The organism is Pelagibacterium sp. 26DY04, assembly GCF_031202305.1.
In the GTDB taxonomy this organism is placed as follows: Bacteria; Pseudomonadota; Alphaproteobacteria; order Rhizobiales; family Devosiaceae; genus Pelagibacterium.
Window position 1 is genome coordinate 2,582,048 of sequence record NZ_CP101731.1, and the last position, 20,861, is coordinate 2,602,908.

Consider the following 20,861-nt stretch of genomic DNA (forward strand, 5'->3'; position numbering starts at 1 on the left):
TCAGTGCGTAAGCGCTCGCTCACCATTGCGGGCCACCGCACCTCGATAGCGCTTGAGCCCCAGTTCTGGGACGCGCTCGAAACCATCGCCGCCGAACGTGACATCTCTCTTCCCACCCTGATCGCGGAAATCGACGAGCAGCGCGAGGACACGAACTTATCCTCGTCCATCAGAGTTGCTGTATTGATCTGGTATCAGCAGCGCTCACGGCTCTGACATGTCGAAGGTGAAGGGAGGCTCGGGAAGAGTGAACGTTGGTGGAGGCGAGGAAACAGGTGGCGATGCGTCCTGATCCTCATTGACTTCGCCCTCGCCGTTGGCGGGACCGTTCAATTGCTGCTCGATCGCATCGAGTTCCTGCTGCTGCGCTTCCTGTTCAAGGCGCTCGGCCTCTTCCTGCTCCCGCTGCAGCAATATTTCGGCCTGCCGCCGCGCTTCTTCCTCCATCAGCCGCGCCTGCTCTTCGGCCGCTTCCTGCTGACGCGCTTCCTGCTCGGCCCGTAACGCCTCGAGTTCATCGAGTTCGGTTTCCAGTGCCCGCACCTGGATCGCATCGACCATCGGCCCCAGATCGAGCGCCCGTTCCGGCGCCAGCAATGTTCCGTCCACCTCGAGCCCGATCCGCCCGGTGGTTTCGGTGATCAGCCCATTGCCCGCCAGAGCCCGCGTCAGCGCTAGCCTCCAACTCGCGTCGAGTTCCGCGGTGTCGAGCGCAAGGCTTCCACCGCCCACCAGCCGGGCGCCGTCGCCTTCGATGGCGATGTTGGAGATCTGCGCCGAGCCACCGATAAGGCTCACCAATCCGCCGGCTTCATCAGCAATGAACGGGCCTGAATCCAGTGCCGTCGCCACCAGGGTTTCCAAAGCTTCCGGGGCGATTTCGACCAGATTGTCCACATCGGCCGCCGCATCGAAAGCGGATGGCGACAACCGCTCGATCCGCACGTCGTTCACCGAAAAGCTGCCCTCGCCGTTGAGCGAGCCCGCAAACGCGCGATAGCTGTCCCCGCTCCCCTGGAATTGCGTTCCCAGCGTCAGCGTCCCGCCCAGCGCATCGGACGGGCTTTGCGGCAGGATGGCGTCGAGCGCCACGCCGTTGAGCGTCAGCCGTCCGGCCAGGCTCTTGTCGGCTATGGCCGAGGCGCAGCAAGCCGTGGCATCCAGTTGCACCGTGCCTCCACCGAACTCCCCGAACAGCCCCCGCAGCCCCACATCCTCCTCGCCCCAGGCATAATCGAAGGCCAGCGCTTCCACGAGACGTTGATCGCCAACCATCAGAACCGGCGCCGTCACCGCGATCCGCCCCCGCGTGGATCGCGGCGTACCGCCCAGATCGATCGGTCCGTCCGGCCAGAGGCCGGGAGAAAGGTTGAGCATGCCCGCCGGCCCGGTCAGCATCGTGGCCAGCGTTTCCACATCGAGCGCATCGAAAGCGAGCGAGCCGCTGACCAGAGCGGAATCCCGCTGCGCCGAGAACGTCACCTCCCCGCCAACCGAGCGTTCACCGGAAAATGCCGAGATGTCGGAAAGCCTTACGCTTTCCGGCCCGACGAAACCGATATCGGCTTGCCCCTCCAGTCCCGGAAGCCACACACCCGCCGCGCCGGCCAGTTCGGCGAGCGCCACCCCATCGGCGAAAAGGAAAGAGGTCTGCCCCTCCCCTCGGATCGAGGCCAGATCCGATAGCACCAGCGTCCCGGAAAAATCGATCCGCTCGCCGCCGCCTTCGAGCGAAAGCTCGGCGTCCATATTGCCGCGCGGATTGCCTTCGAACCGCGCACTGGCGATCGCGCCATCAGTCCCCGCGATCAATGGCGCCAGCCCGATTTGGGCCAGCATGGCAGCCCCGCTGTCGGCAGCCGCATCGATCGTTATCCCGAGATTCTCGCGCCCCAGCCCGGTGATCCCGCCGGTCATGTCCAAGCCAATGGAAATTTCCGCTGCGCCCGCCGTGCCATCCAGCGTCATCGATTGCAGCCCATCCGATCCCGGCGGCTGTAAATCCAAATCCAGCCGCGCCGGCAGGCTGCCCAGAACCGCTTGCCGCAACGGATTTCCGGCCTCGGTCCCCAACACCCTGTCGAGCACCCGAGCGCCTGCGGCGATCTCGAGCTCGCCATTGGCCACGATCACCGGTGCGGCCAGAGAACCCGAGAGGGAACCGGCGCCAGCAAAACCCACGCCCCCAAAGGATTCTACATCCAAGCTTTCGATCGTCACGCCCTGATCCGACCAGGCCGAGCGCAGCGAAAGCCGCTGCACCGCCTGCCCTGCGAGCTGTGCCGCTTCCAGCTCGACATCGAGCCGCCCATCGGGAAAGCTCAGCCCGAACGTGCCTGTCGGTTCGATCGGCGGCAGCAACGCCAAAAGCGCCGCACTCTGCCGGGCGTTCAATGTCGTGAGATCGGCGGTGACAGCCAGCGAGGGCGTTTCGCCGAACCGCATGCTGGTTGAAACCGTATGCGCGGTATCTTCGATCACCAGAATTCCGTTTTCGAGCCGCAGCCGGTCATTGACCAATTGCACCTGCCCATTGAGCGAACCTGAAACACCGAACAGCGGATTGCCATCTCTCGGCCGCACCCACAGCAGCGACAGCGCGTCGAGCCGGGAGGAGGCCATCGCCAAGGTCCCCTCGAAGGCCGGCCAGCCAGCCGCCCGCCCCAACGAGCCGGTGAGCTTGAGCGTCGTATCACCCGCTAGCCGCCCGGAAAACTCCTCCACCGCCCAGAGTTCGCCATCGCTCTCGGCATCCAGTCTCACATCGCGCACCGACACGCCCCGCACCACCAGTTCATTGATGGACATGGCGATTCTGCCCGGCAGCGGCGGAATGACGGGCTCGGGCATGCCGCGCAGGAGCTGCACGATTTCGAAGGGTTGCGCCCCCTCTTCGGTCACCGCGTTGGTCTGAAGCGTGACGACACCGCCGGAAACCGTCGCATCGAAACTCGACTCGGCGCCCAGCGTTACCGTCGCCTCACCTGTGAGCCGCGTCGCCGTCTGGTTTTCATCGGGCAGAAGCGTGAACTCGTCGAGCCGGACCGCATTGCTGTCCGCGGTAATCGGGCTCTGCAACACCAGCGCGCCCACCACCGCGTCGCCCTCGGCCTGCGCCGCCTGCCGATAGGTCAAGGCGCCGGTCAACTCCGGCATGCCGCCGGTTGCCAGCAATCCCTCGAGGGAAACCGAAAACCGCCCGTCGAGCGGACGCACGAAAGCGTTGAGCTGCAATTCGCCGGCCGCGTTGATAGCCGAGGTCCCCATCCGCAAGGCGTAAGGGGTTCCTTCGTGGGTCGCCTGCCCTTGCAGGGTAAAAGGGCCACGGATTGCCGTCATTTGCATGTCGCCGGCAAACCCCTGCGCCTGCCAGGATTGGCCGCTCCGCATGTCGGTGAGGCGCAGGGTGCCCTCGTCGAACCGCGCATGGGCAATCGAAACGTTGGAAACGCTCGGGTTCTCGGCGAGAACGATCGGCGTTTGAAGTTCGCCGTTTTCGTCGATCACCAGGTTGAGTTCAGGCTCGGTCAGCCGCAATTGCGTGACGGTGAACCGGTCGCGCAGGAAATCCATCAGCGAGAAATCGGCCTCGACCGATCTGGCCGCCCCCACCGGCGCGTCGGCGGGCCCCATCCGCGCATTCTCGAAGCGCAGGCGCGGCTGGGGCAGCAGCGTGAACTCCATATCCCCAGCAATCTCCACCTCCACCCCCAGCGCCTCGGCCGCCATCTGCTCCATGCGCGGCTTGTAGGCGTTCCAGTCAATGAACAACGGCACGATGAATGCCGCGCCCAGAATGAGGATCGCGATCAATCCGATGGCGATGTAGATACGGTTGGCCAAAGCCGGGGAAACCTCAAAGCTAAATCACGCGAACCTTAGGCATAACAATGGGTTTCGTCACCCGGCTTTAGCCCTTGTGAAGACGAGATTTTTGCATATTGGCCAAGAAAAAGGGCCGGGCGTTGGCCCGACCCTTCAACCGTTTTCGTATCGGTGCCGTGTTATTCAACGGTGCCGATCAACCAGAAATTAGTCTCGCCCGAGGAGTCATCCACACCGTCATTGTCGGTGACGACCCAACCTTCGCCGGCCGCGTCGATGGCAAAGCCTTCGACCTTGTCGAGCACATAGCCGTTCAGCGCCTGGAGGTCAGGGATGAAGTCGCGGACCTCTTCCTTGGTGACCACCGGTAGTTCCGACCCGATCTCGGCGCCTACCATTTCGGCGAGCGGCACGCGATAAAGCTTCTTGAGCTGGGCGTTGGCCGCGATCTGGTTGTCACGCTCGACGATATAGGCGTAGTCGCCGGCAATGGTGATTTCCGACAGACCGACCCAGGCACCTTCAGCAGGAGTTTCGAGCGGATAGTGCACAGCGCCCCATTCGCCGGTCGAAGGCTGGTAGGAAACCAGCTTCACCATGCCTTCGGGATCGTCGCCCCATTCGCGCTGGATGGCGATCCAGAGCACCATGTCGTCGCCTTCGCCCACCGCGGAAATGCCTTCGGCTGCCGAACGGGTTTCGTTGGCCAGCAGGACTTCGGGGAACATCACTTCCTCGATGATCGCACCTTCGGCATCCACACGGTAGAGGGCGTGCTGGATACCGTCTTCGGTGTCGCCTTCCGAAGCCACCCAGAAGCCGCCTTCACCGTCCAGCGTGATGCCTTCGAGGTCGAGGCCTTCGGCAGCAGCGCCATCACGGGTGACCAGCCGGGCTTCAGTGATCATCGCAGGGCTCTGCGTCGCATCGATCGTGTAGATCGTGGGCATCATCGAAAGGTAGGAGTCGTTGACGGCATAGAGCTTGCCGGCTTCTTGGGCATCAGCAACCAGACCCGACAGAGCCACCCAGCCGATCGGCGTGCCATCCTCGTTCATCGCCGACATGATCTGCGGATAGTCAGGCGTTTCAACATCCTGACGCTCGAAAATCATGACGTGAGCCGGAGCGCCGCCATCGGCCGAAACGTCGGTCTCGTTGGCCGTGACGTAAAGATTGCGCTCGGGAATCGCCAGCGCCCCTTCCGGACCGATGCCCGAGGGGATCGACTGGATGTATTCGGGCTCGGCGCCGGTGTCGCGATAGATGGCGACCAGCGAGGCGCGTTCCTGGTTGACGAAGATCAGCGTCTCGTCGCCGAACACGCCAACTTCCATGCCTTCGGGTTCGATCCCCTTGTTGTCGGAGCGACCTTCCGGATAGTGGCCGAGCTGGGCGCTGATATATTCCATCGACGGTCCGCTCTCATAAAGCTCGGTGCCGTCCTTGGAAAAGATGGTGAAGCCGCGCGAGCCGCCTTCATAGTCGCCTTCATTGGCGATCACGAAGCGGTCGTCGTCCAGCCACTGGATGGCATCGGGCTCGCGCAATGCGCCCTCGATGCTTTCGCTGAACGAAAGCCGGCCGTCATCTTCGATGTCGATATTGGCAAGGTCGGTCGAACCGGCGGAGAAATGATTGATCACTTCCCCGCTTTCGCCGTCGATGATGACGATATGGTTGTTTTCCTGCAGCGTCACGGCAAGTTCGTTGGCGCTGTTGAAGTCGGTGTATTCAGGCTCGGCGTCCTCACCGGCCACCTCGGCAAGGCCGGCCAATTCGGTCACCCGCAGGCTGTCGCAATCAGGGGTGCCTTCGGCAACATCGAGGAACGTCACATTGCCGCTCGGAAGCTGCGGGATCACGCCGTCGTTGAGGTCTTCATCGCGCTGGTTTTCCATCGAGATGGCGATCAGTGAACCGTCGGCGTTCTTGGCGATGGCGTCGGGCTGGCCGTCCAAATCACATTCGGATTCGACCTCGAGCGTTTCGATGTCTACGACGGCCAGATAGCCGGTCGGAGCGGTGAAATCTTCGGTGGTATCGACACTCACCAGCGCCTTGTTGCCGATCACGGAAACTGAGGTCGGGCCGCCTTCGAGTTCGACGAAACCGCCCGGCTGCGGATTTGCCGGATCGGTGATGTCGATAAAGCCGACACCGCCGAGCAGCGCGTTGGAATAAACCAGCGTCATACCGTCTTCCGTCGCGGTGATGATCTCCGCCGAATTTTCCTCAGCTTCGATATCGGGCGTGTTGAGCGCAACCGGGAAGCTGGCGATGCGGTTGAAATAGCTCTGGGCGCTTGCAGGAACGGCAGCGCTCGCCAGAAGTCCGGCCGCAATGGCGGTAAGCAGAACAGATTTGTTCATGGGGTCCCCCGTAAGGCGTGAGAATTCACGACAGGGCCCTATAGGACCGCTCGACAACACTTCTGTGACAGGGCGATTTGCGCCTGTGCATATACTTTTGCCCCTATCGCGCCTATATACTCGCCAGGAGAACAAAAAGAGATTCGTCAATAGCTGATGTCAGCCGTCCCGCCCCATCGTCCGCAAGGCCCGATCACGTCCCAGTTCGCCCCGCGCGAGCCGGCTTATTTCGTGGGGCTGAACGCCGAGCAGCGCGAGGCGGTGGAAACGACCGAGGGCCCGCTGCTGGTTCTTGCCGGCGCCGGCACGGGCAAGACGCGCGTATTGACCACCCGCATTGCCCATATCCTCGCCTCCCGCAAGGCACGCGGCGGGCAGATCCTGGCCGTCACCTTCACCAACAAGGCCGCCCGCGAGATGAAGGAGCGCATCGGCAAGCTCGTCGGTGCCTCGGTCGAGGGCATGCCCTGGCTGGGCACATTTCACTCGATCGGCGCGCGCATCATCCGCCGCCATGCGGAACTGGTCGGGCTCAGGCCTGATTTCACCATTCTCGACACGGACGATCAGATCCGCCTCATCAAGCAGCTTCTCTCGGCTGAAAACATTGACGAGAAGCGCTGGCCCGCGCGCCAGTTCGCTTCCATGCTCGACACCTGGAAGAACCGCGGCCTGCTGCCAAAGGACATCTCCTCGGCGGAGGGGTATTTCGCCAACGGCAAGGGACAGAAGATCTATGCCGACTACCAGGCGCGGCTGAAAACCCTCAACGCCGCCGATTTCGGCGATCTGCTGCTCGAAGGCATCCGCCTGTTCAAGGAAAATCCCGAAGTCCTTGCCGAATATCACGATCGCTTTCGCTATATGCTGGTCGATGAATATCAGGACTCCAACACCGCCCAATACCTCTGGCTGCGCCTTCTGGCGCAAAGCCGGGACGGGAAGAATTCGGCCAATATCTGCGTGGTGGGCGACGACGATCAGTCGATCTATGGCTGGCGCGGCGCCGAGGTCGACAACATCCTGCGCTTCGAAAAGGATTTTCCCGGCGCCAAGATCATCAAGCTCGAACGCAATTACCGCTCGACCTCCAACATCCTTTCGGCTGCCAGCCACCTGATCGCCAACAATGAATCCCGTCTGGGCAAGACGCTGCAGACCGATGTGGGCGAGGAAGGCGAAAAGATCGCCGTCACCTCGGTCTGGGATTCTGAAGAAGAAGCCCGCCAGATCGGCGAGGAGATCGAGCAGTACCAGCGTCAGGGCGACCATCTGGACGATATGGCCATCCTCGTGCGCGCCTCCTTCCAGATGCGCGAATTCGAAGAGCGCTTCATTACATTGGGTCTCAACTATCGCGTCATCGGCGGCCCGCGCTTTTATGAGCGCAAGGAAATCCGCGATGCTCTGGCCTATCTGCGCATCGTCGCCCAGCCGGCCGACGATCTAGCTTTCGAGCGCATCATCAACGTGCCCAAGCGCGGGCTGGGCGATGCCACGCTGCAGATCGTCCACGATACCGCCCGCGCCGCCAATATTCCGCTTTTGGCCGCCATCCGTGACCTGATCGAAACCGAGGAACTCAAGCCAAAGCAGCGCTCCACCCTGCGCGAGCTGGTGCGCCAGATCGACGATTGGGCCGATCGCCTGCGCTCGATCCCGCATCACGAGCTTGCCGAGCAGATCCTCGATGAATCCGGCTATACGGCGATGTGGCAGAATGACAAATCCGCCGACGCGCCGGGACGGCTGGAAAACTTGAAGGAACTCATCCGCTCCATGGAAGAGTTCGAAAACCTCAACGGCTTTCTCGAGCACATCGCCCTGGTGATGGATCGCGATTCCGGCGAAGGCGGCGATGCGGTCTCGATCATGACCTTGCACTCGGCCAAGGGGCTGGAATTTAACACCGTTTTCCTCCCCGGCTGGGAGGAAGGACTGTTTCCGCATCAGCGTTCGCTCGATGAATCCGGCCTCGCCGGGCTCGAGGAGGAACGCCGCCTCGCCTATGTCGGCATCACGCGCGCGCGAAAGCGCTGCCGCATATCGCTTGCCCAGAACCGCCGCATCCACGGCCTCTGGCAATCGGCCATCCCGTCGCGCTTTCTCGACGAGTTGCCGGCCCATGCCGTCGAGGTCACCGACACCGGCTCGTCCTATGGCGGCTATACCTATGGCGGCCGCGCCGCCACGCGCTTCGACCAGCGCGATCCCTTTGAAAGCGTCTACGAAACCCCCGGCTGGCAGCGCGCCCAGCGCCAGCAATCCCAGCGCAAGGGCCCTGGTCCCTTGACCATCGAAGGCGACCTCGTCGCCCGCTCCTCAGGCCCTTCGGCCGCCTACTCGGTGGGCGAACGCGTCTTCCATCTCAAATTCGGCTACGGCACGGTGACGGCGACCGAGGGCAACAAGCTCTCCATCGATTTTGAGAAAGCCGGACCAAAGAAGGTTTTGGACAGTTTCGTGAAGCGGGGGTGATTACCCACCCCTCCGCAAAAACGCTCCGTATGTGGAATCAGTCTCGCCCGTTTCTTGCATGAGCTTCATGTCTCGTCTAACGACTTCAAGGGCCGTCGGTGTCACTCGTCTTTTTGGCTGAACGTCGACGATGTCGAGAGCAAAAAACTCGTCTGGTTTCAACGTCTGCAGATCTAGCTTGGCCACTGTAACTACGCCCTGTTCCCGAACCTTTACAACAAGGGTTCGGCGTAGAACCTTTCGGTCGGCGTCAGCCACAAGGGCCTGCAGCATGTCTGGTTGTCCATCGTCGATTAGTCGACGACTCGAAACCTGACCCGCCAGTTCCATCAGGCCATAATCTATAATATCGTCAGCCTCAAAGCTGGGGACGTTACCATGCCGCTTCTTGAATTCGGCCACCACCTCGCGCGAACTCGAAGTGGGCAAATGGTCCCATATCTCGATGAGCTCACTTCTAGTCTTAGTCGCTCTTCGTCGTGTCATGCAGCTCTCCGAGTTAGCAGAAACACAATTAAGCTTAAAGGCTGACAGAAACATACCATGAACGCAGTGACACGGTCCATTTAATCATTCGCGATTACATAACATCCACAAATAAATTCATCTGCTTTGACGCCGGCTCTGCGCGACACTTATCGCGTCCGCAGAGGGCAATATGTCCGTCACGGTATATCCGCTGCCCATCAAACGAGGAGAACTCCATGATCATCACCACCACCGCTGTCGTCGAAGGCCGTCCCGTCCGTGAATATCTCGGACTGGTGGTCGGCGAGGTCATCATCGGCGCCAACATCTTCCGCGATCTGTTTGCTGGCATTCGCGACATCGTCGGCGGCCGCGCCGGGGCATATGAGAACGCCATGCGCGATGCCCGCAAGGAAGCTCTCGCCGAAATCGAGGAGGAAGCGCGCCGTCTTGGTGCCGATGCCGTGGTTGGTGTCGATCTCGATTATGAGGTCATCGGCGAACAGGGATCGATGCTGATGGTCTCGGTGTCGGGCACGGCGGTGAAGCTGGGTTAGCTTCGGGCGGCCGCGTCAAAATCGGGCCGTGGAATCCGGGTCGGGCCGCCCCGGTTGGGTTTGAGACCACAACTCCATTCACAACGAATGGAGTTCCCATGTCTCGTCTCAACAACAAGACCGCCATCGTCACCGGCGCCACCTCTGGCATCGGCGAAGCGGCCGCGCTGCTCTTCGCCCGCGAAGGGGCATGCCTGGTCATCTCGGGTCGCCGGCAGGACAAGCTCGACGATCTCGTCAGGCGGATCGACAATCTCGGCGCCGGCGTCATTGCGATCGCCGGCGACGTCCGCGACGAAAGCCACGCGCGCGAGTGCGTCAGGGCTGCCGTCAACCGGTTTGGCGGCCTCGATATCGCCTTCAACAATGCCGGCGCGGCGACCGTCATGGCCCCGGCAGCCGAGATCGCTCCCGCCGATTGGCAGGCGACCCTCGATACCTGCCTCACCAGCGCCTATTTCGGCGCGCGCCACCAAATCCCCGCCCTGCTTGAACGCGGCGGCGGATCGCTGATCTTCACCTCGAGCTTTGTCGGCAACACCGTCGGCTTTCCCGGAATGGCTGCCTATGCCGCCGCCAAGGCCGGGCTCATCGGTCTCGTCCAGACGTTGGCGGTCGAATACGGCGCCAAAGGCATTCGCGCCAACGCGCTGCTCCCAGGCGGCATCGATACGCCGTCCAATGCCGCCAATCTCCCCGGCGCAGCGCCGGAAACTCGCGGCTTCATCGAGGGCATTCATGCTCTGAAGCGTCTGGGAACGGCGGAGGAGTTGGCCGAGGCCGCGCTTTTTCTCGCTTCCGACGCCTCGCGCTTCATGACCGGCAGCGCCATGCGGGTCGACGGCGGCGTCTCCATCAGCCGCACCTGAAGCTCCCCGTAGCCGGTGATCGCCGGCTACGGAACCCTCCCGCCCACCGGAACATTATGCGAACAACCCATAGTGGAGTTCCAGCATGTCCGACAGCAATCCTAAAGTTCCCAATGACGACCCCAATTCCAATCTGGAGAAGGATCCTTCCGATTGGGTGTCGGGCGACGAGCCCATGACCGGCGCCCAGGCCTCCTATCTCAAGACGCTTTCCGAAGAAGCCCATGAACCCGAAGCCTATGCCGAAAACCTCACCAAGGCCGAAGCCTCGCGGCGCATCGACGCGCTCAAACGCAAGCTCGATTTGTGACAGCACTAGTGCCTGATCTGCCACGCTTTTTGCTCACTTCGCACTTAACATGTGATCGCACCGCAACCGTCTTTACAAGGATAATTCCCGCCCCAAGCTTCATCTTCTTCCGGGCGGGAACCGGTGGGCCGGCCATCCCGTTCTGAGAACACAAGACTAGGAGTCCACTCATGTCCGACATTCATCCCGGCATCGCCACCGCAAACCCCGACGCCTTCCGTGTCAACGACCGAGAAGATTATCTCTCGGGCGATGGTCCGATGACGGCCTCCCAGGCCGCCGAACTGCTGTGCCTTGCCCAGCGTGCCGAGGAATTCGATGCCTACGACGACCATCTTACCAGCATCGAGGCGGCCAACCGCATCAAGCTCTTGAAGCGCAAGCTCGACGGCTAAGCCACGGACAGGATCGGACGGATCGACGGCCCGTCGGGATCGCCCGGCGGGCCGATTTCTTTGCCAGGGCTACCGTCCTCGCTCCTGTCGTGGCAAATACACGCCATGACACGCCTCACCACCATAGGCTTTGATGCCGACGACACACTCTGGCAGAACGAGCAATTCTTCCGCCTGACCGAGAGGCAATTTGCCGACCTGCTTGCCGATTTCGCCGAGCCCGAACACCTCTCCGCGCGCCTGCTTGAGGCCGAAAAGCGAAATCTCGCCCATTACGGATTCGGCATCAAAGGCTTCACCCTCTCGATGATCGAAACCGCGCTCGAAGTGACGGACGGCAAGGTGCCTGGCGAGATCATCGGACGTATCGTTTCAGCGGGCCGCGAAATGCTGAGCCATCCCATCGAAACCCTGCCCCATGTCCACGACACGCTCGAGGCCCTCACCGGCACCCACCGCTTGGTGCTGATCACCAAGGGCGACCTTTTCGATCAGGAGCGCAAGCTGGCCCAATCGGGTCTCGGCGACTTCTTCGATGCCGTCGAGATCGTCTCGGACAAATCGGCCGCCACCTACCAGCGCGCCTTCTCGCGCCATGGCGATGGACCGGCCCACGCCATGATGGTCGGCAATTCGCTGCGCTCGGACGTGCTCCCCGCCATCGAGGCGGGAAGTTGGGGCACATACGTCCCCCATGAACTCACCTGGAACTATGAGCACGCCGAAGAACCCGCCAACGCACCGCGCTTTGCAAAGATCGCTTCCCTCGCCGAACTCGGCCCTCTCATCGAAACCCTCAAACGCTAGCGACTCCGCCGGCGATCAAAGCCCGATCCCGGCCATCGGCTCGGTTTCAAATCGATTGTCGAACCCTGCGATCAGCGGCCTTGCCGCAGTGATTGCGTCGCGCACCGCCTGCAGGTCGAACGAAGCCTTGTGACTTTCCGGACTATCCCAGACCTCGGTTACCCAGATTCCCTCCGGGTGCTGATTGCAACGCGCCACGATATAGCTGTGGCATCCAGGCATGTAGTCGCCCGCGCTTTGCTTGAGGATGGCGAGCAACTCCTCCCGCCGACCTTCCACGGCGATCATCCGTCCGATCAAGCCATACATCTCAACTCTCCCCTTTGCGAACAAATAAAGAACGATTTTGCCGCGCGAGTCCACCCCAAATCCGAGATTTGTTGACTTCCCAGCGTGCCGGGGCCACAACCCCGGCGACTTCAAGAATGAGCGCCCCCATGCCCCAGGATCAGATTTCGACCCCCCTCACCAAGGATCAGGCCTATGCCCTCGTCGATGCCGTGATGGAGCGCGACGACCTGGCGCTCACCGCCTCGGCCCATGAGAATGAGGAGACCGGGGAATGGATATTCGAAGCCACCTGCGACAGCCCCCCGGATATGGCGGCATTTCAGGCCCTGGCCAAATCTGTTCTGGGCGGCGATGTGGACTTCTCGGTCAACGCGATCGATGCCGACGCCGATTGGGTTTCCCGCTCGCTCGAAGGGCTGAAGCCGGTCACCGCGGGGGGCTTTTACGTCTATGGCAGCCATGACGCCGACACCCAACCGCGCGGCCTGATCCCCATCCATATCGATGCGGCGCAGGCCTTCGGCACCGGCCATCACGAGACGACCACCGGGTGCCTGGAGGCCATCCAGCGCGTTCTAAAGCGCAAGCAGCCGGTGCGGCCGATCGATGTGGGCACAGGAACCGGCATTCTCGCCATCGCCGTCGCCAAGCGGCGCAAGGTGCCGGTCATCGCATCCGATATCGACCCCGTCGCCGTCCGCATCACGCGCGACAACGCCAAGGCCAACGGGGTCGGCCACCTCATCGTCGAGGTCGATGCCGCCGGTCTCGATCACCCCACCATCCAGGGCAATGCGCCTTACGATTTGGTCGTCGCCAATATCCTGGCCGGGCCGCTCGTGACCCTCTCGCCCGACATCGGCCGCATCGCCGAACGGGGCGCCGCGATCATCCTGTCGGGCCTGCTCAACACTCAGGCCCAACGCGTCATCGCCGCCTACAACCGGCAGGGCATGGTGCTCAAGGACAGGATCGTGCGCAAGGACTGGACGACGCTGATCCTGGAAAAATCATAACAAAAAGCCCCTGCGGCCAGTGAGGCCGTGGGGGCTCATCGTCACGGTGCAGGGGCCTCAGCCCCAGGCGATTCGGTTAGTTGGCGCCCTTCTTGGACGTCCCGAAGTCACACCCGTAAATCCGCGAATAACGATCGACCTGGCGGGCCGCTTCACGGCTGCGCGCTTCGATCATGGCGTCTAGGGCCTTGCGGAAGAAGCTCTTGTCTTCAACCATGTCATCTCTCCTTGGTCCGACGGCAAATTTGGGTAACCTCGCCGTCGAGCCAATAGATAGTCCCAATCGCTTCTGGTAGTTAGACCTCAAGAGGAAACCCAGCCATGCCGGAAGCGCATGGACGGTTAACGAGAAAGTCCCCCATGTCCACCTATGCCGCCATTCCCGACGCCAAGTTCCAGTCTTTCGAGGAAAGATCCGATCCGACGCAGGTGGCGCCGCGCCTTGCCGCGCTTCGCGCCCGATTGGACGAGATGGAAATCGACGGGTTTCTCGTGCCCCGCACCGACGTTCACCAGGGCGAATATGTCCCCGATTGTGATGCACGGCTTGCATACGTGACCGGCTTTACCGGCTCGGCTGGCCTGGCCCTGGTGACGACCGATATCGCCGCACTTTTTGTCGACAGCCGCTATACGCTTCAGGCGCCCGCGCAGACCGATACCTCGCTGGTTTCGATCCACGACACCACCACCGTCAATCCTGGCGAATGGATCGCCGAAAACCTCCCCGCCGGCAGCCGTATCGGCTTTGACCCCTGGCTGCACACTCCGGGTCGCCTCGCCTCCATCCGCGAGCCGCTCGAAAAGGCCGATATCGCACTTGTCCCGGTCTCCAACCCCGTCGACGCCATCTGGACCGACCGCCCGGCAGCACCCAACGGCCCGCTCGAAGTGCTCGGCAACAACCGTACGGGCAAATCGGCAAGCGACAAGCTGGCGGACCTGCGGGCGACCCTGGCCAGGGAAAGCGCCGATGCGGTCGTGCTCACCCTGCCGGAATCGCTGTGCTGGCTGTTCAACGTGCGCGGCCGCGATATCCCCCACAATCCCTTCGTTCTCGGCTTTGCCGTCATTCCCGCGCAGGGAAATCCGACCCTGTTCCTGGCTGACAACAAGCTGACGGAAGAAAACCGAACGGCCCTGGCCGGCACCGCCGAGCTCGCTGACAAATCGGACTTCGAGGCCGCCTTGGCCGCTCTCGCCGGCGAGCGCAAGGCTATCTGGTTCGATCCCGAAACCGCCCCTGTCCAGGTCAAGACGATCCTTTCCCAGGGAGGCGCACGCCTCATCGAAAAGCGCGACCCCGTTCTGCTGCCCAAGGCGAAAAAGAACGAGGCGGAGCTGGCGGGGATGCGCGAAGCCCAAAAGCTCGACGGCATTGCGCTGGCCAAGTTTCTCGCCTGGTTCGATGAAGCCGCCCCCCGCGGCGGGCTGACCGAAATCGATATCGTCAAAATGCTCGAGGCCTTCCGCCGCGAGGAGCCGACCGCGGTCGATGTCAGCTTCGAAACCATCTCAGGCTCCGGCCCCAATGGCGCCATCGTCCACTACCGCGTGTCGGAAAAATCCAACCGCAGCCTGGCGCCGGGAGAGCTGATGCTCGTCGATTCCGGCGCTCAATATCTCACCGGCACGACCGACATCACACGCACCATGGCCACCGGGCCGGTGAACGAGCAGCAGAAGGACCACTTCACCCGCGTCCTCAAGGGAATGATCGCCATCTCCCGCGCCCGCTTCCCCAAGGGCACGACCGGCGCTCAGCTCGATATCCTCGCGCGTCAATTCCTCTGGCAGGTCGGCCTCACCTACAATCACGGCACTGGCCACGGCGTTGGCGCCTTCCTCTCCGTCCACGAGGGGCCGGCCGGCATTTCGCCGCGTTATACTGTGCCGTTCGAGCCCGGCATGGTGCTCTCGAACGAGCCGGGCTTCTACCTCGAAGGCCAGTACGGCATACGCATCGAAAACCTAATCGTGGTGCGCGAAAGCGAGATCGCCCCCGGCTATCTCGAATTCGAAACGCTGACCCTCACCCCTATCGATCGCCGGCTCATCGCCGTCGACATGCTCGAACCCGCAGAGCGCGACTGGCTCGACGCTTACCACGCCCGTGTCGCCCGGGAGATCGGGCCGCATCTCGATGCGCCGACGCGCGCATGGCTGGAACAAGCAACGGCGCCGCTCTGAGGTGTCACGTTCCGAACGGCAAACCGTTTCCACTTTTGCCGGACACGCCCTAGTTGAACCAGAGCGCGTAGTTCCAGATCGAACCGCCGAATACGCGATTGGCGGCGGCAAAGGATTCGGCGTCGGCAATTTCGCCCTCCTGGAGGTAGGGCAAGGCATCAAAGCCGGTAAACAGTAGCACGAAATCGGTCCGCTCAGCGTTTTCGACCCAGGCGGAGAGATCGAAACCGAGCCCGGGGTAACGCCAATGAGGCAGGAGCAATTCCCCGCGCACGATCGCTTCGGTCACATCGAGCGTTTCCAGCCACGCCTCGACCATCGCCTTGTTGATCGCCATGTCGGCAATGAGCGGAGTTTGGTAGGGCGAAGGAACGAATTCGCGGTTGTCATCGGTTTCCGCAAGGATCAGGTCCCAATTGCGCCGCGAAAGATCCAGAACCCGCAGCGCGCGCTCCTGCACCGCCAATAGCCGCTCACGCTCTGTGATCGGCCAATTGATCGTATGGATCATGGCGATCGCATCGGCCAACAGCGCGTCGGTGTCGCGGTCCATGAACAGCGCACCCTCGCTTTGGCGACTCTCCATCGGCAGTCCCGCTCCGGGAAACAGCCGGTGCAGGGCGGTGTTAAAAAACGTTTCGAAATCATGGGCGAGCAGGAAATCGGACTGGCTGGCAAGCACCTGCGAATATCCAGCCAGCCAAACCGCGTCCGATCCATCGAAGGCAAACACCGTCTCGGGCAATTCGGTATCCGGTGCCACGCCGGTGCCCATGTCGAGTTGCTGCCCCATGCCGGCAGCCATCGCCCAGAAGGCTCCCACGGACTCCGCCTCACTGGCCGCCCCATCGCCATCTATATCGATACGGATTTTCGAAACATCGATCTCGACGGCAAAATCCCCGGCCCCAGCCACCTCCAGCAGTGGCATGGCCGTGTCCATGTCGGCTGAAAAGGCTTCGAGGTAACCGCGCAGCGCCGCATAGGTCAGCGGTTCGATTTCCCGCGTCTCCTGCTGCTCCTCTGCCGGCATTCCGAAAAACGGGCTGACGAGAATGCCACCCTGGGGGTTGAACCCATGGACATAAAGCGCCTGCGCCAGCTCCTCTACGCCCTCGAGCAGGGTGAAGACCCCAAGGCCGAAGGCCGCCGTCGCATCGTCTTCGGCCAAGGCTTCCATTGCCGCCCGTCCATCGGCCAGCCGACCATCATAGAGGTGCTGGCGCAGCGTATCGGCGGTCGTTTCCTGTCCCATCGTCGTGCCGGCGAGAGCCAGCCAAAAGGCCAATAGTGTGGCGAGCCTTGAAAACATCATCCCTGCCCCGTGCGCGTGAACCACTCGTCTTCGGAAATCACTTCAATCCCCAGGCTCTCGGCCTGCTTGAGCTTGCTGCCCGCTCCGGGTCCAGCCACCACCAGATCGGTCTTGGCCGAAACCGACCCGGAAACCTTCGCCCCCAACCGCTCAGCCATGGCCTTGGCCTCGGTGCGCGACATGCGTTCAAGACTGCCGGTAAACACCACGGTCTTGCCCGCAACCACGCTATCGGCCGAAATCGTCACCACATAATCTTTCGGCCTGACCTCATCGAGCAGCGCGTCGATGGCGCTTTCATTACGCTCATTGGCAAAAAACGCGCAGACGGATTGGACCACCGTATCGCCGATCCCATCGATCCCGATCAGTGATCCGCGCGCTTCTTCGTCACCATTGCCCGCCCTGTAAGCCGCCTCACGGAAAGTCTGGAAATTTCCGAACGCCTTGGCGAACAACGCTGCAGTGGTTTCGCCCACATGGCGGATGCCGAGCGCGAAAATGAACCGGTCCAGCTCGGGCTCGCGCCGCGCGTCGATGGCAGCCAAGAGCTTGTCCAGCCCGGCATAGTTGCGCTGTTCGGCGGCCCGCACGTTCTTGCGCACCTTGCCCGTAGCGCGCTCGCGCTCGGCCGCCTGCTGCTCGCGGCGTTTGAACAGGGCCGCCTGCACCGCATCGCGTTTTTGGTGCAGGGTGAAAATATCGGCCGGCGTCCGAATCAGCTCTTCGGAATAAAACAGATCGACATTTTCAGCCCCGAACCCGTCGATATCCATCGCATCGCGCGCCACGAAATGGCGCAAGTTTTCCACCTGCTGGGCCGGACAGATCAATTCGCCCGTACACCGCCGCCGCGCATCGAGCTTGCCGGTCTTGGGATTGGTCTCGCGCACCGCCTCGGAGTCGCAGATCGGGCAGCGCCCGGGAAAGACATAGGGCTGCGCGTCGGCCGGGCGCTTTTCGGGCACGATGGCGACGATCTGCGGGATGACGTCCCCCGCCCGCTGCACGATCACCGTATCGCCTTCGCGAATATCGTAGCCATCACGGATAGACGCGCCGGTGCTATCGCGCCCGGCGATATAATCCTCGTTGTGCAGCGTGGCGTTTTCCACCACCACGCCCCCCACCGTCACCGGCTGCAGCCGCGCCACCGGTGTCAACGTGCCCGTCCGGCCCACCTGGATATCGATCTTGTGCAGGATGGTGGTCGCTTGCTCGGCAGGGAATTTGTGCGCGATAGCCCAGCGCGGCGCCCGGGCGACGAATCCCCAACGTTGCTGCAGGTCGAGCCGGTCCAGCTTATAGACCACCCCATCGATATCGTAGCCCAACGTCGCCCGCTGCGCTTCGATCGCCCGATAATGACCGATCATCTCTTCAACGCTCGTCGTGCGGATCATCAGCGGGTTGATGGTAAATCCCCACTCGCCGAGCTTTTGAACCGCTTCATACTGCGTGTCGGCGATCGGTTCGCTCACCTCGCCCCAGCCATAGGCGAAGAATTTGAGGTTCCGCTTGGCTGTGACCGAAGGGTCCTTCTGCCGCAGCGAACCCGCCGCAGTATTGCGCGGATTGACATAATCCTGCCCGCCCTCGGCCGCCGAACGCTCCTTGAGCGCCGCGAAATCGGCATGGGTCATATAAACCTCGCCCCGCACCTCCAGCACGCGCGGCCATCCGTTGCCGGAAAGCTGCTTGGGCACCTGCGCGATGGTCCTCAAATTCTCGGTGATATCCTCACCCTCGGTGCCGTCGCCACGCGTCGCCCCGCGCATGAAAATCCCGTCTTCATAACGCAGTGAAGCCGATAGTCCGTCGATCTTGGGCTCGGCGGTGAAGGCGAGTTCGATATCCTTGTCACGCTCGAAGAATTTCCGCCCGCGCTGCACGAAATCGGCAACGTCCTCATCATCGAACGCATTGCCCAGCGAAAGCATGGGCACGGCGTGCCGCACCTTGGCAAACCCCTCGACCGGTGCCGCGCCCACCCGGTCGGAGACTGAATCGGTCCGCCGCAGTTCGGGAAAATCCGCTTCGATCTCGGCGTAACGCCGCCGCGCCGCGTCATACTGAGCATCGGTGATCTCGGGCGCGTCCTCCTGATAATAGGCCTTGTCCGCCTTTTCGATCAGCGCATGCAGCCTGTCGAGCTCGGCCTTGGCATCCTCCAGAGACAGCTCGTTCACCGGCACATCCACACTCATCGAAAACCCCTCACTCAAACCCCAACTTCGCGCATCAGCCGCTTGGCCGCCGCCCGCGCCTCGTCGGTAATCGTCGCCCCGGCTAGCATGCGCGCAACCTCTTCGCCACGCGTCTCGGAATCGAGCGGACGCACATGCGTACGCATGAACGCCCCCTCCTCGATCGCCTGCTTTTCGATCAAAAGATGCGTGGCTGCCCGCGCCGCCACCTGCGGCGCATGGGTCACCGTCAACACCTGCACCGATTGCGCCAGCCGCGCCAGACGCTTGCCGATGGCATCGGCCACCGCGCCGCCGACACCGGTATCGATTTCGTCGAAGATCAGCACCGGCACCGACCCCTTGTCGGCCAGCACCACCTTCAATGCCAGCAGGAAGCGCGACAGCTCGCCTCCCGAGGCGACCTTCATCATCGGGCCGGGCGAAGTCCCTGGATTGGTCTGTACATGGAAGGCGATCTGATCGAACCCCTGCGCCGACACCCGCTCGGCATCGACTTGCCGGTCGACGATAAATCGTGCCGACCCCAGCTTGAGATCGGGAAGTTCCGCCTCGACAGCCTTGCTCAATGCCGATGCCGCCTTTTCCCGCGCCTTGCTCAAAACGCCGGCGGTCTTGCGATATTCACTATCGGCGGCTTTGAGGTCCGCTTCGAGCGCCGCCAACGTCTCGGCGCCCGATTCCAGCGCCTCGATATCGGCCGCATACTTGGCCAGCACCTCAGGCAGCGCATCACACTCGACCTGATGCTTGCGCGCCGCCGCGCGCAGGGCGAACAGCCGCTCCTCGACCTGTTCGAGCTCACGCGGATCGAATGCCATCTCCCGCCGGATGGCATCAAGCGCCTCGCTTGCCGTATCGAGCGCCACCAGCGCCTGATCCACGGCCTCGGCCATGGGCGCGAAAAGAGCGGCTTCGGCCTCCGATTTCCGCGTCAGCCGCCGCAGCAGCATGGCAAGCACAGGGCCGGGAGCATTGGTGCCGTTGAGGATTTCATCGGCGTCGTTGACCTCGCCCGCCGCCTTTTCGAGCCCCATCAGCCATTGCCGGCGCTCCGACAGGCCATCCTCCTCCCCCGGCTCGGGTTTGAGCGCGGAAAGTTCCTCGATCACATGGCGCGCATATTCCTCGTCGCGCGCCGCCTGCTCGACCCGCGCCCGCTGCACGTCTACGGCCTTTTGCGCCGCGACCAATCTTGCGTGTGCATTGGAAACCGCAGCCAGTTCGGTCTCATATCCGCCGAAACTGTCCAGCAGCGTCCGGTGCGTCGCCGCGTCGATCAGCGCGCGGTCGTCATGCTGCCCGTGGACTTCCACCAGCAGGGCGCCCACCGATTTGAGCAGCCCGGCCGAAACCGGCTGATCGTTGATGAAGGCGCGCGTACGCCCGTCCGCGTGCTGAACCCGCCGGAGAATGATTTCGGCGTCATCGGCGATCTCGTTTTCGCGCAACAGCACCCGCGCCGGATGCTGTTCGGGCAGCGTCAGCACGGCAACCACCTGCCCGCTCTCGGTTCCCTCACGCACCAGCGCCGCGTCGCCCCGCCCGCCCAGCGCCAGGGTGAGTGCATCGAGCAGGATGGATTTGCCCGCGCCGGTCTCGCCGGTGAGAACCGTAAGGCCGCTCTCAAAGGCGAGATCGAGCTGATCGATCAGAACAATATTGCGGACCGACAGCGTATTCAGCATCGCCCCAGCAGCTCCCATGATGGTTGCGGCGTCCGTTTTACTCCGCCCGCGCCTCACCGTGCAAACCGCTTGC

The 20,861-nt window shown here is 62.5% G+C and carries 17 protein-coding genes; 9 read left to right on the forward strand and 8 right to left on the reverse strand.

The window, feature by feature from the left end; translation table 11 throughout:
* Positions 1 to 3 precede the first annotated feature (3 nt).
* Positions 4 to 216: a ribbon-helix-helix domain-containing protein gene (locus tag NO932_RS12840; RefSeq protein ID WP_309207703.1), complete on the forward strand. Its 213-nt coding sequence runs from the start codon at positions 4 to 6 to the stop codon at positions 214 to 216.
* Here the strand turns inward: NO932_RS12840 and NO932_RS12845 are convergent.
* Both NO932_RS12845 and NO932_RS12850 read right to left on the reverse strand, forming a co-directional pair.
* A complete protein-coding gene (locus tag NO932_RS12845) occupies positions 205 to 3,843 on the reverse strand; it encodes an AsmA family protein (protein ID WP_309207704.1) in 3,639 nt (1,212 codons plus the stop codon). The two genes, NO932_RS12840 and NO932_RS12845, sit on opposite strands and share 12 nt — an antisense overlap.
* 161 nt (positions 3,844 to 4,004) lie before the next feature.
* Complete coding sequence (locus tag NO932_RS12850) at positions 4,005 to 6,197, reverse strand: esterase-like activity of phytase family protein (RefSeq protein WP_309207705.1); 2,193 nt, start codon at positions 6,195 to 6,197, stop codon at positions 4,005 to 4,007.
* Between the two features lie 156 nt (positions 6,198 to 6,353).
* Between NO932_RS12850 and NO932_RS12855 the strand changes: the two genes are divergently transcribed.
* Positions 6,354 to 8,675 carry a UvrD-helicase domain-containing protein gene (locus NO932_RS12855; protein WP_309207706.1) on the forward strand — a complete coding sequence of 774 codons (2,322 nt, stop codon included), beginning with the start codon at positions 6,354 to 6,356 and terminating at the stop codon, positions 8,673 to 8,675.
* On the opposite strand, the gene NO932_RS12860 is transcribed toward NO932_RS12855, so the two are convergent.
* Positions 8,676 to 9,077 carry a hypothetical protein gene (locus NO932_RS12860; RefSeq protein ID WP_309207707.1) on the reverse strand — a complete coding sequence of 134 codons (402 nt, stop codon included), beginning with the start codon at positions 9,075 to 9,077 and terminating at the stop codon, positions 8,676 to 8,678.
* 302 nt (positions 9,078 to 9,379) lie between these two features.
* Between NO932_RS12860 and NO932_RS12865 the strand changes: the two genes are divergently transcribed.
* The 5 genes from NO932_RS12865 to NO932_RS12885 all read left to right on the forward strand — a co-directional run bounded on the left by NO932_RS12865 (position 9,380) and on the right by NO932_RS12885 (position 12,081).
* Positions 9,380 to 9,700, forward strand: a complete 321-nt coding sequence (locus NO932_RS12865) for a heavy metal-binding domain-containing protein (protein ID WP_309160589.1) — start codon at positions 9,380 to 9,382, stop codon at positions 9,698 to 9,700.
* A 98-nt stretch (positions 9,701 to 9,798) separates the two neighbouring features.
* Entirely contained in the window at positions 9,799 to 10,569 is a 771-nt protein-coding gene (locus NO932_RS12870) for an SDR family oxidoreductase (protein WP_309207708.1), read from the forward strand.
* 85 nt (positions 10,570 to 10,654) lie between these two features.
* Positions 10,655 to 10,879 carry a DUF3072 domain-containing protein gene (locus NO932_RS12875; protein ID WP_309207709.1) on the forward strand — a complete coding sequence of 75 codons (225 nt, stop codon included), beginning with the start codon at positions 10,655 to 10,657 and terminating at the stop codon, positions 10,877 to 10,879.
* Positions 10,880 to 11,049: 170 nt separating this feature from the next.
* Positions 11,050 to 11,274, forward strand: coding sequence for a DUF3072 domain-containing protein (locus NO932_RS12880; protein ID WP_309160586.1), 225 nt, complete (start codon positions 11,050 to 11,052; stop codon positions 11,272 to 11,274).
* Positions 11,275 to 11,379: 105 nt separating this feature from the next.
* Entirely contained in the window at positions 11,380 to 12,081 is a 702-nt protein-coding gene (locus tag NO932_RS12885; protein ID WP_309207710.1) for an HAD family hydrolase, read from the forward strand.
* A gap of 15 nt (positions 12,082 to 12,096) precedes the next feature.
* Here NO932_RS12885 and NO932_RS12890 read toward each other — a convergent pair whose 3' ends face one another.
* On the reverse strand, positions 12,097 to 12,390 hold the full coding sequence (locus tag NO932_RS12890) for an antibiotic biosynthesis monooxygenase (protein WP_309207711.1): 294 nt from the start codon (positions 12,388 to 12,390) through the stop codon (positions 12,097 to 12,099).
* A gap of 128 nt (positions 12,391 to 12,518) precedes the next feature.
* On the opposite strand from NO932_RS12890, the gene NO932_RS12895 reads away from it, so the two are divergent.
* On the forward strand, positions 12,519 to 13,388 hold the full coding sequence (locus NO932_RS12895) for a 50S ribosomal protein L11 methyltransferase (RefSeq protein WP_309160583.1): 870 nt from the start codon (positions 12,519 to 12,521) through the stop codon (positions 13,386 to 13,388).
* Between the two features lie 76 nt (positions 13,389 to 13,464).
* On the opposite strand, the gene NO932_RS12900 is transcribed toward NO932_RS12895, so the two are convergent.
* Positions 13,465 to 13,605 carry a hypothetical protein gene (locus NO932_RS12900; protein ID WP_309160582.1) on the reverse strand — a complete coding sequence of 47 codons (141 nt, stop codon included), beginning with the start codon at positions 13,603 to 13,605 and terminating at the stop codon, positions 13,465 to 13,467.
* A gap of 143 nt (positions 13,606 to 13,748) precedes the next feature.
* Between NO932_RS12900 and NO932_RS12905 the strand changes: the two genes are divergently transcribed.
* On the forward strand, positions 13,749 to 15,578 hold the full coding sequence (locus NO932_RS12905) for an aminopeptidase P family protein (protein WP_309207712.1): 1,830 nt from the start codon (positions 13,749 to 13,751) through the stop codon (positions 15,576 to 15,578).
* A gap of 49 nt (positions 15,579 to 15,627) precedes the next feature.
* Here the strand turns inward: NO932_RS12905 and NO932_RS12910 are convergent, their stop codons facing one another.
* The 3 genes from NO932_RS12910 to recN are packed head-to-tail and all read right to left on the reverse strand — an operon-like array spanning position 15,628 to position 20,788.
* Positions 15,628 to 16,893 carry a hypothetical protein gene (locus tag NO932_RS12910; RefSeq protein ID WP_309207713.1) on the reverse strand — a complete coding sequence of 422 codons (1,266 nt, stop codon included), beginning with the start codon at positions 16,891 to 16,893 and terminating at the stop codon, positions 15,628 to 15,630.
* Entirely contained in the window at positions 16,890 to 19,100 is a 2,211-nt protein-coding gene (ligA, locus tag NO932_RS12915) for an NAD-dependent DNA ligase LigA (RefSeq protein ID WP_309207714.1), read from the reverse strand. Before ligA ends, NO932_RS12910 begins: the two co-directional genes overlap by 4 nt.
* A gap of 14 nt (positions 19,101 to 19,114) precedes the next feature.
* Complete coding sequence (gene recN / locus NO932_RS12920; RefSeq protein WP_309207715.1) at positions 19,115 to 20,788, reverse strand: DNA repair protein RecN; 1,674 nt, start codon at positions 20,786 to 20,788, stop codon at positions 19,115 to 19,117.
* Positions 20,789 to 20,861: the final 73 nt, after the last annotated feature.

Coding starts and splice junctions, on each gene's coding strand:
- NO932_RS12880 (WP_309160586.1), top strand. CDS start 11,050: ATGTCCGACATTCATCCCGGCATCGCCACCGCAAACCCCGACGCCTTC.
- recN (WP_309207715.1), bottom strand. CDS start 20,788: ATGCTGAATACGCTGTCGGTCCGCAATATTGTTCTGATCGATCAGCTC.
- NO932_RS12885 (WP_309207710.1), top strand. CDS start 11,380: ATGACACGCCTCACCACCATAGGCTTTGATGCCGACGACACACTCTGG.
- NO932_RS12850 (WP_309207705.1), bottom strand. CDS start 6,197: ATGAACAAATCTGTTCTGCTTACCGCCATTGCGGCCGGACTTCTGGCG.
- NO932_RS12905 (WP_309207712.1), top strand. CDS start 13,749: ATGTCCACCTATGCCGCCATTCCCGACGCCAAGTTCCAGTCTTTCGAG.
- ligA (WP_309207714.1), bottom strand. CDS start 19,100: ATGAGTGTGGATGTGCCGGTGAACGAGCTGTCTCTGGAGGATGCCAAG.
- NO932_RS12900 (WP_309160582.1), bottom strand. CDS start 13,605: ATGGTTGAAGACAAGAGCTTCTTCCGCAAGGCCCTAGACGCCATGATC.
- NO932_RS12870 (WP_309207708.1), top strand. CDS start 9,799: ATGTCTCGTCTCAACAACAAGACCGCCATCGTCACCGGCGCCACCTCT.
- NO932_RS12895 (WP_309160583.1), top strand. CDS start 12,519: ATGCCCCAGGATCAGATTTCGACCCCCCTCACCAAGGATCAGGCCTAT.
- NO932_RS12865 (WP_309160589.1), top strand. CDS start 9,380: ATGATCATCACCACCACCGCTGTCGTCGAAGGCCGTCCCGTCCGTGAA.
- NO932_RS12910 (WP_309207713.1), bottom strand. CDS start 16,893: ATGATGTTTTCAAGGCTCGCCACACTATTGGCCTTTTGGCTGGCTCTC.
- NO932_RS12855 (WP_309207706.1), top strand. CDS start 6,354: ATGTCAGCCGTCCCGCCCCATCGTCCGCAAGGCCCGATCACGTCCCAG.
- NO932_RS12875 (WP_309207709.1), top strand. CDS start 10,655: ATGTCCGACAGCAATCCTAAAGTTCCCAATGACGACCCCAATTCCAAT.
- NO932_RS12890 (WP_309207711.1), bottom strand. CDS start 12,390: ATGTATGGCTTGATCGGACGGATGATCGCCGTGGAAGGTCGGCGGGAG.